This window comes from Methanoregula sp., assembly GCF_023227875.1.
Taxonomy (GTDB): domain Archaea; phylum Halobacteriota; class Methanomicrobia; order Methanomicrobiales; family Methanospirillaceae; genus Methanoregula.
In genome coordinates, this window is sequence record NZ_JALOCH010000005.1 from 113,297 (window position 1) to 126,936 (window position 13,640).

Below are 13,640 nucleotides of genomic sequence, written 5' to 3' on the forward strand. Positions count from 1 at the left end.
TTATGTCATTAATGCTATAGGATTACTGCTATGTTCATAGGGATCGATCACGGCACCACCGCCATGCGGTTTGCCGGGGAAGCCCGCGAGTTCAAGGTGTCGCGGGAAGCTGCCAAGGACTTCCACATCGCAAACCTCGCCAAAATCTGCCCGCTGGACGAGATCGAAGGCATCGCGGTCTGCTACTCGATGGGCGACAACTTCTCGAAGATCACCCGGATCGGAAAGGTGCAGAACCGGGGTCTTGTCAGCCGCGAAGGGGCGGGCAAGCATATCGGCGGCGGCACGCGGGTCTTTGACGAAGTGGCGGCTAGCGGCATCCCCGCGATTGCGATCCCGGGCCTCCACCGGGGATCCCCGACCGATCCCCGCTTCAAGGCCTACTCCCACCAGACCAGCCCTGAGAAGATCGGTATTGCGTATGAGGCCTGCCATGATCTCGGGGACGATGTGATCGTCTCGGACATCAGTTCCAATACCGTGACACTCCTCGTTTCGGGGGGTAAACTGGTTGGCGCTTTTGATGCCTGCATCTTTGCCCCGGGTACGCTCCACGGCGCTCTCGATGTGGACGCGATCCGCAGGATCGACAACGGGGACTGCACGGCAAACGATGCATTCCAGCACGCGGGCGTGAACTTCTCCCTCCCAGAACCCGAACGCCTGCGCACGGTCGCCCTGTTTGCCGCTATGGAATGTGCAGCAATGCGGGTCCTAAACCCCCGCGCTCCTGTGGCATTAGCCGGCAGCCTTGCACCGGTTATTGCGCAGGAAGTCGAATCGCTTCTGGGCACAACGGTGGCCGTATACGATGAATGGTGCGCTTCCCGCGGTTGTGCACGAATTGCGAAAGCCGTCTTTTCCGGCAGGCACGAGATTCTCGGGCTCGATACAGATCTCTAGATTTATATTGATTTATCATGTAAGATTATTAGTGATTTTTCTTGAGAGAATTACGCATCCACGGGAGGGGTGGCCAGGGGTCGGTCACTGCTGCCGAACTCATTGCCGTCGCCGCATTTGAAGGCGGCGTCTTCGCCCAGGCTTTCCCGGCATTCGGTGTCGAACGACGCGGTGCCCCGGTCCAGGCCTTTGTCCGGTTCGATAATATAAAGATCCGGAAACGCAGCCAGGTGTACGAACCGGATTACATCATTGTCCAGGACAGCACGTTGATCAAGGACGTAAACGTCTTCCTGGGTGTCAAGCCGGGTGGAATCGTGATCGTCAACACTGAGAAGAAGCCGGATTTTAAAATACCAGAAGGCGTGAAGCTGATCACGATCGATGCAACATCCATTGCCCTCAAGGCACTCGGTCTGCCGATCACCAACACGACCCTGATGGGTGCGTTTGCGGCAGCAACGGGGGAGATCCAGTTTGCCGCACTGGAGAATGCGCTGAAACACCGGTTCAAGGGTGAACTGGCAACCAGGAATATTGCCGCGGCAAAGACCGCATTCGACGTTGTCAAGGGGGCAGCATAATGGCGCTTGCTGTTGGCTGCCGCGCCCGCCCGGGAAAAGCCCGGGACAACAAGACCGGTTCGTGGAGGGTCTTCAAACCCATCTTCGACCATGAGAAATGTTCAAAATGCGGGATGTGCCAGACCCTCTGTCCCGAAGGCTGCATTCACGAAGATACAGAAGGCACCTTCATCCCCGATTATGACTACTGCAAGGGATGCGGGATCTGCGCCGAGGAGTGCCCGAAAGAGGCGATCACCATGAAACAGGAGGAGAAGTAGATGTTGGAGATAACCGAGGGGTCACACGCGGTCGCAGAGGCAGTCCGGCTCTGCCGCCCGCAGGTCGTTTCCGCGTACCCGATCACACCCCAGACCCATATCGTCGAGGCGCTGGCAGATTTTGTTGCCAACGGCAAGCTCGACGCCGAATACATCAACGTGGAAAACGAATTCTCAGCACTCTCGGCCTGCGTTGGTGCCAGTGCCGCAGGTTCGCGTACCTACTCCGCCACTACCTCGCAGGGGCTCGCTCTTATGTTCGAGGTCTGTTTCAACGCGGCCGGTATGCGCCTGCCGATCGTCATGTCCATCGCGAACCGTGCCCTTGGTGCCCCGCTTTCGATCTGGAACGATATGCAGGACTCCATCTCGCTCCGCGACGCGGGCTGGCTCCAGTTCTATGCAGAGGACAACCAGGAAGCAACAGACCTCCACTACATCGCCTACCGCGTCTCCGAGGACCAAAAGGTCCTCCTTCCCTCGTTTGTCTGTTTCGACGGGTTCATCCTCTCCCATACCTACGAGCCGGTCGACATGCTGACGCAGGAGGACGTGGATAAGTACCTGCCACCGTTCAATCCCCCTGAACGACTGGATGCATCCGATCCCGTCAGTTTCGGCATGTATGCAACACCCGAATACTATCTTGAGTTCCGGTACGAGCACGACAAGGCCCTCAAGGATGCACGGGAAGTCATTGCGAAGGCAGGAAAGGAGTTCGCAGCGCTCTTCGGCAGGGACTACAGTGCAATGGTGGAGGGGTATAAACTCGATGATGCCGAGACCGTCATCGTTGCGATGGGTTCGATCTGCGGCACCGTCAAGGATGCAATCGATGAGATGCGGACTGAAGGAAAGAAAGTCGGGCTCCTGAGGATCCGTGTTTTCCGCCCGTTCCCCTCGGAAGATGTTGCGAAGTTCATCAAGGGAGCGACACAGGCAAAACGCATCGCCGTGCTCGACAAGAACATCTCGCTCGGTGCAAAAGGGGCAACGGCCCTTGAAGTGAAGGATGCCCTCTATGGCTCCACGGTTCCCGTCTGGAACTATATCCTCGGCCTTGGTGGAAGGGACGTGAGAAAGAAGGATATCAAGGAGATCGTGGCACTTGCTGATAAGGGCCAGGGCGACCAGTTCTTCGGACTCCGTAAGGAGGTGCTGTGATCATGGCGGAGAAATGTCAGACGTGTGAGCTCTTCGATTCCGGCCACCGCGCCTGCGGGGGGTGCGGCGCATCGCTCGCTGCACGCCTTGTAACAAAAGCTGCCGGTCCGAATACTATCGTCGTCTCTGCAACAGGATGCATGGAAGTGTTTTCGACGCCCTATCCCGAGACTGCATGGAAGGTCCCGTGGATCCACTCGCTCTTCGAGAATGCCTCTGCCGTTGCATCGGGTATCGAGGCTGCGCTAAAAAAGCAGGGGCGCAAAGAAAAGATCGTGATCATGGCCGGGGACGGCGCAACGTTCGATATCGGGATGATCTGCATCAGCGGCGCGTTCGAGCGCGGCCACGACTTCACGTATATCTGCTATGATAACGAGGCCTACATGAACACCGGCATCCAGCGGTCCGGTGCCACGCCGTACGATGCCAGCACGACCACGAGCCCCGCGGGTTCGCAGTCGTTTGGCAACCAGCGTCCCAAGAAGGACATGCCCGCAATCCTGGCAGCACATGGTGCACCCTATGTGGCAACTGCATCCATTGCCTATCCGATGGACTTCATGCAGAAAGTCGAGAAGGCAATCAACACACCCGGACCGTGCTATGTGCAGGTGCATACACCCTGCTGCACGGGATGGGGATTTGAGGGTGAACAGACCATTGCCATCGCAAAGCTTGCCATCGAGACCGGCCTCTGGCCGAACTTCGAGATGGTTGACGGAAAGGTAACCAAGGTCAAGAAAGTTGTCAGGAAACCGGTAACCGAGTACCTCAAGACGCAGAAACGCTTCCGCCACCTCTTCAAACCAAAACAGCAGGATGCAGAAATCGCTGCCATCCAGGCAATCGCAGACCGGAACGCGGAAAAATACGGTCTCGACATCAAGCTCAAGAAAGAGTAACTTTTTTCTTCCCTTTTTCCCCGTCCAAAAAACCCACTTACGGAGTCCTGCGAACATAATCCTTAATCGTACTCATAACGGGGACTCAGTGAGACTATCCGGTGAGCGGAATGAAAATCGTTATATTAATCTGCAGAGACACATTTCAGAATACTTATGAAATATAGTATTTCTCTTTGTACGGGACTGGTTATCCTTGCAGTCCTCTTAAGCGGGTGTACCAGTTCTTCATCGCAGGCTTCAGGGGCTCCCGCTGCGACACAATCATCACAACAACCTGCAACAGCAACCCTGCTCATCACCAGTACCCCCGCCCCTTCAATCAGCGGCACGATCTGGAAACTCGGATGGTTCGATGACACTAAAGGCATCTGGTCAAAAGTTGCGGAGGGCAGCACGGTTACAGCTACTTTCGGTGCCGATGGATATATTACCGGTTTCGGTGGGTGTAACGAGTATTCCGCACAATACCGTATCGGTACTGAACCGACGATCTGGATCCGGAGGCCGGAGATCGGCACACAAACCTGCCAGAGCCCGCTAGGAGTCATGAGCCAGGAATCCTATTATTACACCGACCTCAGCCTGTCGGAGGACTTTAAGATCATTGACGGCCAGCTCATGATGTACGACAGGACCGGGAGGAAGATCCTGCAGTTTGATCCCTCATAAGGATCATTACGGTCAATGATGCTCCCGCGGGATATTGCAGGAGCACCCCGCACTTTCCTTTTTTTCATACTTCCGGCAATCCACCACATACCCGTCCTGTCTCCGGACAGCACGAGGCCGAAAATCAGCAATGTTATTAATCCCAAGGGCGACATTAGTAAGTTACCGGGCTCGTGGTCTAGTCGGTTATGACGTCGCCCTTACACGGCGGAGGTCGCCGGTTCGAATCCGGCCGGGCCCATTTTTTTATTATAAAAATTATTCTCTTACGATCCGCACGAGTGTGACCCTGAGGGTCAGGTTCTCTCCGGCAAGGTCATGATTCCCGTCCCATGCAACTGTGGAGGGTGTGACATTGATGATCTTCACATGCGCAACTGCATTATCGGTCTTGCGCACGATCTGGTAGTCCTGGCCCACAACAAACGTTGTATTCGATGGCAGGGAAGTCCGGTTAACAATCTGGACAAGGGATGACTGATAGAGACCAAAGGCCTTCTCAGGTGACAATATTACCGTTTTAGTCTCATTCGGCTGCATTCCGATCACCGTATCGGGAAGGCCGTACGGCATGATCTCGTTCTTGCCAATGGTAAACACGAAGGGTGTCGAGTTCAGATTGGATTCCACAACAGTACCGTTATCGAGCGTTCCGGTAAAATAAATCGCAACAGTATCCCCGCTTTTTACAAAATATGGATTGAAAAAATAAAATGCGACAGCCGCTGCAACGACCATCACAACGATAATACCGATTGCGTACTGCTTCATCTTCTTATTACGTGCAGCAAACGCCTCTTTTCCCTTCACTTTCTCAGATTTCTTCATGCTCTTCTCAGGTACCTTGATCGCACAACCATTATACAATTGTCTTTGTCCGGCCAATTCCTGCTGCATCTACAGGACGGTTATAGTCTCATAAAATCTTTCAGAGAGTCCAGGTTCTGCACTATCACAATTGCACGGTATTTATACCACAAGAACGAATGTAGTGGTGTTCAATATGCCTGATGAAGTGAGAGTCGCCGACGTTCAGGGGAAGAAAGTCCAGTGGGACCCTGCGCAGATGCGTAAGATCCAGGAGCATCCCTGCTTTTCAGAGAAGGCATGCCACAGTTTCGGGAGATGCCACATCCCGGTTGCGCCGAAGTGCAACATCCAGTGTAACTACTGTATCCGGGACTTTGACTGCGTCAACGAGAGCAGGCCCGGGGTCACGACAAAGATCCTCAATCCGGACGAATCAATGGACATGGTCAAGAAAGTGGTGGATAAGTACAACTACATCAAGGTTGTCGGGATTGCAGGGCCCGGGGACCCGCTCGCAAACGAAGAGACCTTCGAAACGCTCAAACGGCTCCACGAACAATACCCGAACGTCATCAAGTGCATCAGCACCAACGGCCTCCTGCTGCCCGATAAGATCGACCTCCTGCAGAAATACGATGTCGGCAACATCACCGTAACCCTCAACGCCATTGACCCGGAGATCGGTGCAAAGATCTATCAGTTCGTCGACTATAAGGGCAAGCGCTACGAAGGGATTGAGGCGGCAAAACTCCTCCTCTCCCAGCAGATGAAAGGCATCGAAGAGGCCGTCAGGCGCAACATGATCGTCAAGATCAATACAGTCTATATCCCCGGTATCAACGAGGACCACATCCCGGCAATCGCAAAGAAAGTCGGGGAGATGGGCGTCTATACTTTCAACCTGATCCCGCTCATTGCCCAGTACAAGTTCGCAAATATCACCCCGCCAACTCCTGAAATGAAGCGGAAGATGCAGGACGAGTGCGGGAAATATGTCAAACAGATGCGCCACTGCCAGCGTTGCCGTGCCGATGCAATCGGCAAACTCGGCCACGATGTTCAGTCGTGCATGTACGATAACAAGTGATCTTCTGATCCCTTTTTTTATTTTTCAAACATTCATTACAGAAAGGCATCACGTCTTGGATCTGTATGCACAGATTTATTCCTGCGTGAAAAACATGCATCAAAAAAATGCATGTTCATGAATTTAATGAAAAAAGGTGTCAGGGAAGGATACCGGCAAGCGATCCTGACATCGGATTCTGATTACTGACGGTACCCATGAGCGCATTCAGTTCCCGGATGACGGACTGAAGCGTATAGGGAACCGTAGTATCTTCGGTGATAACCGTCTTGTTCTGGTACGTGATGCTGTACCGCATGAAATCAGCCCCGCCGAACGGGGTCGTATAATTCTCTTCCAGGGTATCAAACCCGGCCTGTTCGAAAATATGGTTAATACGGTCGATTTCAGACTGGTTTACCTGAAATGCATGGTTGAACGACCTCGTCGCGATAAGGGCTGCACCATTATTAAAAATGACGAGACGGTCATCAACACCTGCAATCCCCCCGGTACGGTGATAGTCAAGTAAAACCATGGGGAGGGGAGGACTTGCTGTCACCGGGGTCCGGGTACCGAGACAACCCGAGGTCGTGACAGCCAGAATGAGGAAGATAAGAAATACCGCTATTGATTTCCTGATAGGCATCACTCCATATTACCTGGCGGAGTTGGGAAGGTCCAAGATCAGATCTGCAGGACGTCTGCCTTTGCCGGTTTTCCCATAGTCTTCCGTTCCGGGAGGACCTCTTCGAGCGCGGCAACGAGACCATCCACCTTTTCATTGTTGAACGCGGCCCGGAACGCGGCAATTTCTGCGGAGTTCATGATCATGATCCCTTTTTTCTTCATCGGCAGGCCGTTGGCCCCGATGGGGTTGAAATCGATCGCAAGAGACGCTGCACGGTTCTTGGTCGCCGGGAGACGGATGATCGACACGCCCTTGACCGAGGTGTGTTTGCGTTCCCAGTCTGCCCCTTCATCGATAAATGTCCTGAGAGTTTCTGCTAATTCCATGACAAGAACTATTGATTTATATATTAAAATGCTATCCGTTCCAGCGCGAAAGTGAGTGCACGGATTTTTTATTGCACAAGGCCTCACGACGAATGTCAGTACCACGGAGTTAAAACGCGGGAAGCCATAACAGAATATACTCTGAGATCCAAGGTGTCTTCACATGCCGGTACTTACCCTTCCCCCGGATCAGCCGTTCTCGCTGGATCAGACCCTCGGTTGCGGACAGGTATTCCGCTGGGACCGCGATCAGGATGGTACCTGGTGGGGGGTCGTGGGCAGCCACGTGATCCGGATACGGCAGGACAACCGGAAGCTTACATTCGAGGGAGCTCCTGCCCGGTTTATTTCAGAATATTTCTCCCTTGACGTGGATCTGGAACCGGTCATTTCGTCCATAGATTGCGATCCGTTCATCCACGCGGCGATCAAAAAGTGCCAGGGATTGCGGCTGATCCGCCAGCCGAAATGGGAGTGCCTCGTATCCTATACTATCGCGACCAATTCCAATATCCCGACAATCCGTCGGAGGATCGCAGCTGTATCTGAGAAGTTTGGACAAAAAATTGCATTCAAAGGAAAGACATTCTATGCATTCCCGGATCCGGGCTCGATCTCCTGCGAGGAGCAGGGTGCGCTCTCCTGCTGCAGACTGGGATACCGTGAGCCCTATGTTTTCAGGACCGCATGTGCCATTCCTGACAGAAAGATATGGGAAGACTCCATGAGTGCCCTGCCCTATGAGGAAGCGCGGCGGGAACTTATGGACCTGCCGGGGATCGGCCCCAAGGTGGCGGACTGTATTCTTCTCTTCGCGTTCCAGAAGTACGAAGCCTTCCCGGTCGACGTGTGGATACGGCGCATCATGCAGCAGCACTATCTCCCCGGACTTGGCACGGGATCTCCCCTGACCGGCAGGCAATACGATACGATCCGCCGGTTCGCCCGGGTGCATTTCGGGGAATATTGCGGGTATGCGCAGGAATACCTGTACGCTGCAAGGGAAGGATAAAAAAGAGGTATTGTTAAAAAAATGATTTTACGTCCCGATGTCCCAGCTGCAGCTGTATTTCTTCTGCTCTTTTGAGAGCGAGTCGATCGAGAGCCCGAGTGAAGAGAGCTTGAGGTTTGCCACCTGCTCATCGATCTCATTGGGTACATCATAAACGCCACCCTTCATCTTCTTCCCGTTCTTTGCAATATACAAGGTGCAGAGCGCCTGCAGGGCAAAACTCAGGTCCATGACCTCGATCGGGTGGCCCATGCCCTTGGGGGTGGCGAGGTTGACGAGCCGGCCCTCGGCAAGTACGTGGACTGCTTTTCCCTTGAGCATGAACGTCTCGATACCATCGCGCTGGATGATCTTATCGGCATTCTTCCTGAGCCAGTCGATATCGATCTCGACATTGAAGTGACCGGCATTGGAGAGGATGGCCCCGTTCTTCAGTTTCCTGAAGTGCTTTGCTGCAATGACTCCCATGTTGCCGGTGGTCGTGACAAAGATATCACCGATGGCGGCTGCATCCTCCATGGACATGACCATGAACCCGTCCATGTGCGCCTCGAGGGCACGGCGGGGATCGATCTCGGTGACGACGACCTTGGCACCGAGGCCGTGTGCCTTCCGGGCTAGACCGCGACCGCAGTACCCATAACCGGCGACCACGAAGTATTTCCCGGCAAGAAGGGTGTTGGTCGTGATCATGATCGAGGAGAGGACACTCTCCCCGGTGCCGTGGACATTGTCAAAGAAATGTTTCATGGGGGTATCGTTGACCGCGACTACGGGGAACTCCAGTTTACCTTCGGCTGCCATTGCCTTGAGGCGGTGGATACCGGTCGTGGTCTCCTCGCACCCTCCGATGACCTTCTTGATCAGGTTGCGGCGCTTGGTATGGATATAGTGGATCAGGTCCATGCCGTCATCGATGGTGATGACCGGCTTTGCATCCAGGACCTGGTCGATTGCTGCATAATACTCGTCGGTCGTGCAGGCACGTTTTGCATAGCAGTGGACATTCTTCACGTGGCTGAGCGCTTCTGCCACATCATCCTGCGTGGAGAGCGGGTTGCACCCGGTGATATGCACTTCAGCGCCACCGGCTGCGAGAGTAGAGACAAGGTTTGCTGTCTTTGCCTCGACATGAAGCGCCATGCCGATTGTCATGCCGTCAAAGGGTTTCTCCCTGACGAACTGTTTTTTTATGGCGGCGAGTACCGGCATGTACTGCGCTGCCCATTCAATCTTCAGCTTTCCAGAGTTCATGGACATCCTCATTGGGGAGAGCAACAACAGTAGGCCCACCCGGATTCTGACTACCCTATAAATAGGGTTGGCAGGGCACATAAATCCGCGCCGTACCGGCAATTGGGAAATATAGATAGTATCCGCCACCCAAGTCTGTATCCAATGGTGCTGACGCGACGGATCATCCCCTGCCTTGATCTGAAAGACGGCAGGGTCGTGAAAGGGACAAATTTCCTCGGGCTCCGGGATGCCGGTGACCCGGTAGAGCTTGCCGGGCGGTATAATGAACAGGGAGCTGATGAAGTGGTGTTCCTCGATATCACGGCTTCCAGGGAGAAGCGGGGGATCATTATCGAGCTGATCCAGCGGGCAGCCGACCAGCTCTTCCTCCCCCTGACAGTCGGTGGCGGCCTCAAGTCCCTTGACGATATCCAGCAGATCCTCCGGGCCGGCGCTGACAAGGTGAGTCTCAACACGAGCGCCGTCCACGACCCGACCCTCATCACCCGGGGCGCCGAGGCATTCGGTACCCAGTGCATTGTCTGTGCCTTGGACGTGCGCCGGAATTTTTCTCCCAATGAGAATGCGATCCCAGTCCATCTTGAAGATGGGAGGACGTGCTGGTATGAGATTGTTATCTATGGCGGGAGCAAACCTACCGGTATCGATGCGGTCGCGTGGGCAAAAGAGGCAGAGGAACGAGGTGCCGGCGAGATCCTCTTGACGAGCATGGAGACCGACGGTATCAAGAACGGGTTCGATCTTGCTATCACCTCCGCTATTTCCGATGCGGCCGGTATCCCGGTCATCGCCAGCGGGGGCGTTGGCACTCTCGAACACTTCTACGACGGGTTCACAAGCGGAAAAGCCGATGCCTGCCTTGCGGCAAGTGTCTTCCACTACGGGGAATTTACCATAAAAGAGGTAAAAGAGTATCTCAGAGGACGGGGTATCCCGGTACGGCTCTGAGGTCGAACTCGAAGGCTGCAACAGAGTGCTCAAGCTCGAACGCGAGAAGCACGGCGGGATGGATCTCGCCGAAGACACCCACTTTTATCCCGTTAACCATAATATCGCCCCGGCGTCCGTCAATGAATGCCGGGTCGGCCGATTCACTGACCGTGTAGTCAATGGAGAGTTCGTGCAGCACCGCATCGGTGGTCGCATACGCCTCTGATAAGTCCGCGTCCGGGTGAGTGCTGACACCCGCCGCCTGCTGGTGCGTGCGGCAGTCAAGCACCACATCGCCCACGGTGAAGAGGCGCTGCGGAAGCTCACGGTGCCGGTTAATCGTAAGGAATTCGAGGAGCAGGGGGAGGAGCTCGGTCCTGACCACCGTGTTCTCGATACTAATCGGGTGTATTACGTGAAGGACACCCTTTGTTTCGGGACGCTGCATCCGCTTGTACAGCACATCCTCGTTTGTCAGGGTGAACGGCATCACCTCAAGGTAACCGAGGCCGGTAAAAGCCTCACGGGCAAGGACGACACTGGCCTGCACCGGGTGGGGCTTTCCTACCGTGAAGGTCTTTGGAGGGTGGGATTCGAGCTTGTCATAGCCGTAGGCAATCGCTACGTCCTCAAAGAGATCCCAGTCATGCATGATATCGGCCCGGTAACAGGGTACCTGCACCTTCACCTTATCCGCACCTGCCGGTTCAGCGCCAAAACGCATCTTCCTGAGGAACTCTGACATGGTTGCAGGGGTCAGGTCAACACCAAGGATGCGGGAACATTCCGTGGCACTCACGACACGCTCGGCAGGGGCGAGAGTCGGGGTCTGTACCCCGCCAATCTCCACGCTCTCGATTGTCGCACCGGCTTCGGCCATCGCCGTGCAGATGATGTTGACGGCAACGCTGACCGCCCGCTTGTCGGTACCGGTCGTGTCAAGGAGGATGTTCTTCGTGTCGATGGTGACCCGGGTCCGCTCACCGTTGATGATCGGCGGGAAGGAGAGGACGTGATCGTCATCGTCGACGATCAGCGGGAAGAGCGGGAAGTCCTTAACGATCTTCGCGTAGTCCCGGCCCTTCGGGTGTTTCTCGAGGATCTCATCCATCGTCATCTTCCCGGTGAAGTCGAGAGGTATGAAACCCCGGCTGCGGGGCGAGGCGATGTAGTGGAACGGCGGCCTGACTGTATCCATGTCGTGGATACCGATCGCGACCTTGCTCCGGCCCCTGCCTACTGCCCAGTGGAGCGATTCCTGCAGGGACATGATGCTCTGGATCGACTCGTCATCGAACTTCACACCGCGGATGACGGCCGCCCCAAGAATGGGGCGGATCTCTGCAAGCTGGGGATCAACGGTGAACTTGATCCCCGATGGCTTGACCGGGTACGATGGCAGACCGGTCTCGATACCAAGATATCCCCGCATGGCCCGTGCCACGCCTTCAGGGCTGAAGAGGTCGGGCCGGTCCGGGAAGAACTCCACGTCCGCGTGGTCCTCCTCGATCCGCTCGACATCCGAACCGATGAGAGGAACCTTTTCGAGGATCGTCTTTTTGTCAGTGCGGGTGAGCCGCTCAAGGTACTTGTAGGGAAGCGTGATGACTGCCATCTCAGATCCCTCCTTTCGTGGGACGCAGCGAGGGCGTCTCGCGCAGGAATGCGACATCGCTCTTGTGCAGGAGACGGAGGTCCTTGAGCCCCAGCCGGAGCATTGCGATCCGGCTCACGCCAAGGCCCCATGCTAGGACAGGATACTTGATGCCGAGCGGGGCCGTGACCTCCTCGCGGAAGACACCGGCGCCGCCCATCTCGATCCACCCGATCCCATCGACATACACCTCGGCATCGAGGCTCGGCTCGGTGTAGGGGTAGAACGAGGGCTTGAACCGGACGCTCTCGAAACCCATGCGGTTGTAGAACTCCCGGAGGATCCCGAGCAGGTTCCCGAACGTGACGTTCTCGTCCATGACGATCCCTTCGAGCTGCTCGAACTCGGCAAGGTGCGTTGTGTCGATCGTCTCGCGCCGGTAGACCCTGCCGACCGCGAAGGCCTTAACGGGCGGGTTGGGGTGCTGTGCAAGGTACTGGATGGAGAGGCTCGTCGTGTGGGTGCGGAGCACGCACTGTTCGGCCTTCTCCTCCTTCCAGACTCCGCCCCAGCCGGTCGAAGACGTATCCCCGCCAGAGATGTGCATCGCCTTCACCTTCTCGTACCCCTCCGGGAGCGGGAGGGTCTCTTTCAGGTAGAAGGTGTCCTGCATCTCGCGGGCCGGGTGGTCCTGCGGCTGGAAGAGAGCGTCGAAGTTCCAGAAAGACTGCTGGACAATGTCACCGTAGAGTTCCGTAAATCCCATCTCAAGAAGGATCTCCCGCATCTCGCCGATGATCCTCTGGTACGGGTGGATCTTGCCGGGGTACGCCTTCTTCGGGAGCTTGGAGACATCGTACCGGCGGAGGTTTGCGGTCTTCCATGCGCCCGAGATGATCTGCTCGCGGGTGAGGGTGCCGGTCTCCTCCCGCAGGTCAAGACCCTTTACAGCGAGACGAAGCCCCTCCGGCGTTGCAGAGATCACGTACCTGACCGTCTCCGACTCCTGCAGGATCCCGCGCTTGATCAGGTCCTTTGTCTTCGGGTCAGAGGCAGACGGGTTTTTGAGGGCGGCTTCATCCGCATCGGTTGAAGTCCCCGGTGTTTTTGTCACCGATGTCCCTTCAACGTTTACGAGCCCCTTCTTGCGTAACTGGCCAAAACCGATCTTAAACACGTCATGCTTCTGGAGATCGACAAGCTGCGTTCCCGGCAGGACGAACCGGAGGAGCTGTGTCTCGGGAAGCCCGTTTTTAAGATACGCTTTCCCTTCATCCGTGTACACGAACGTCTTTTCAACAATGCGTTCAACGCCGGCAAGCCCCTTGTCTCCTGCAAGGTGCGCCCACTGTACGACTGCCTCCGGGGTCGCACCCATGACGGAGGCGAGGTGCTCCGCATCCGCCTTCTGTTCCTTCTCAAGCGTTGCAAGCAACCGTTTCTCGTTCTGCGTCAGTTCCACCATA

Annotated in this window: 15 protein-coding genes and 1 tRNA gene; 10 read left to right on the plus strand and 6 right to left on the minus strand. The window is 55.6% G+C overall.

The window, feature by feature from the left end; translation table 11 throughout:
- Positions 1–30 precede the first annotated feature (30 nt).
- From M0R30_RS06860 to M0R30_RS06890, 7 genes are all read left to right on the plus strand, one after another.
- Positions 31–903, plus strand: a complete 873-nt coding sequence (locus M0R30_RS06860) for a methanogenesis marker 12 protein (RefSeq protein ID WP_292545115.1) — start codon at positions 31–33, stop codon at positions 901–903.
- A 41-nt stretch (positions 904–944) separates the two neighbouring features.
- Positions 945–1,487, plus strand: coding sequence for a pyruvate ferredoxin oxidoreductase subunit gamma (locus tag M0R30_RS06865; RefSeq protein WP_292545118.1), 543 nt, complete (start codon positions 945–947; stop codon positions 1,485–1,487).
- Positions 1,487–1,747: a pyruvate synthase subunit PorD gene (porD, locus tag M0R30_RS06870; protein ID WP_292545121.1), complete on the plus strand. Its 261-nt coding sequence runs from the start codon at positions 1,487–1,489 to the stop codon at positions 1,745–1,747. The genes M0R30_RS06865 and porD overlap by 1 nt, the downstream gene beginning before the upstream one ends.
- Positions 1,748–2,911, plus strand: coding sequence for a pyruvate synthase subunit PorA (gene porA, locus M0R30_RS06875; protein WP_292545124.1), 1,164 nt, complete (start codon positions 1,748–1,750; stop codon positions 2,909–2,911).
- A gap of 2 nt (positions 2,912–2,913) precedes the next feature.
- On the plus strand, positions 2,914–3,816 hold the full coding sequence (porB, locus tag M0R30_RS06880) for a pyruvate synthase subunit PorB (RefSeq protein WP_292545127.1): 903 nt from the start codon (positions 2,914–2,916) through the stop codon (positions 3,814–3,816).
- 156 nt (positions 3,817–3,972) lie between these two features.
- The gene (locus M0R30_RS06885) at positions 3,973–4,488 is read left to right on the plus strand and encodes an META domain-containing protein (protein ID WP_292545130.1); all 516 of its coding nucleotides are present in this window, start codon (positions 3,973–3,975) and stop codon (positions 4,486–4,488) included.
- Between the two features lie 167 nt (positions 4,489–4,655).
- Positions 4,656–4,729 (plus strand) — tRNA-Val (locus tag M0R30_RS06890).
- A 17-nt stretch (positions 4,730–4,746) separates the two neighbouring features.
- Here the strand turns inward: M0R30_RS06890 and M0R30_RS06895 are convergent.
- Positions 4,747–5,385 carry an FKBP-type peptidyl-prolyl cis-trans isomerase gene (locus M0R30_RS06895; protein ID WP_292545132.1) on the minus strand — a complete coding sequence of 213 codons (639 nt, stop codon included), beginning with the start codon at positions 5,383–5,385 and terminating at the stop codon, positions 4,747–4,749.
- 106 nt (positions 5,386–5,491) lie between these two features.
- On the opposite strand from M0R30_RS06895, the gene nifB reads away from it, so the two are divergent.
- Positions 5,492–6,385, plus strand: a complete 894-nt coding sequence (gene nifB, locus M0R30_RS06900) for a nitrogenase cofactor biosynthesis protein NifB (protein WP_292545135.1) — start codon at positions 5,492–5,494, stop codon at positions 6,383–6,385.
- A gap of 139 nt (positions 6,386–6,524) precedes the next feature.
- Here nifB and M0R30_RS06905 read toward each other — a convergent pair whose 3' ends face one another.
- Positions 6,525–7,013: a hypothetical protein gene (locus tag M0R30_RS06905; RefSeq protein WP_292545137.1), complete on the minus strand. Its 489-nt coding sequence runs from the start codon at positions 7,011–7,013 to the stop codon at positions 6,525–6,527.
- Between the two features lie 38 nt (positions 7,014–7,051).
- Positions 7,052–7,381 carry a hypothetical protein gene (locus M0R30_RS06910; protein WP_292545140.1) on the minus strand — a complete coding sequence of 110 codons (330 nt, stop codon included), beginning with the start codon at positions 7,379–7,381 and terminating at the stop codon, positions 7,052–7,054.
- 163 nt (positions 7,382–7,544) lie between these two features.
- On the opposite strand from M0R30_RS06910, the gene M0R30_RS06915 reads away from it, so the two are divergent.
- Positions 7,545–8,393 (plus strand): DNA glycosylase, encoded by an 849-nt coding sequence (locus M0R30_RS06915; RefSeq protein WP_292545143.1) that lies wholly within the window; start codon positions 7,545–7,547, stop codon positions 8,391–8,393.
- Positions 8,394–8,420: 27 nt separating this feature from the next.
- Here the strand turns inward: M0R30_RS06915 and M0R30_RS06920 are convergent, their stop codons facing one another.
- Positions 8,421–9,647, minus strand: a complete 1,227-nt coding sequence (locus M0R30_RS06920) for an adenosylhomocysteinase (RefSeq protein WP_292545147.1) — start codon at positions 9,645–9,647, stop codon at positions 8,421–8,423.
- Between the two features lie 144 nt (positions 9,648–9,791).
- On the opposite strand from M0R30_RS06920, the gene hisF reads away from it, so the two are divergent.
- Positions 9,792–10,598, plus strand: coding sequence for an imidazole glycerol phosphate synthase subunit HisF (gene hisF / locus M0R30_RS06925; protein ID WP_292545152.1), 807 nt, complete (start codon positions 9,792–9,794; stop codon positions 10,596–10,598).
- Here the strand turns inward: hisF and pheT are convergent.
- Positions 10,567–12,195, minus strand: coding sequence for a phenylalanine--tRNA ligase subunit beta (pheT, locus tag M0R30_RS06930; protein ID WP_292545155.1), 1,629 nt, complete (start codon positions 12,193–12,195; stop codon positions 10,567–10,569). The genes hisF and pheT overlap by 32 nt on opposite strands.
- A gap of 1 nt (position 12,196) precedes the next feature.
- Positions 12,197–13,639: a phenylalanine--tRNA ligase subunit alpha gene (locus M0R30_RS06935; RefSeq protein WP_292545158.1), complete on the minus strand. Its 1,443-nt coding sequence runs from the start codon at positions 13,637–13,639 to the stop codon at positions 12,197–12,199.
- Between the last annotated feature and the right edge of the window lies 1 nt (position 13,640).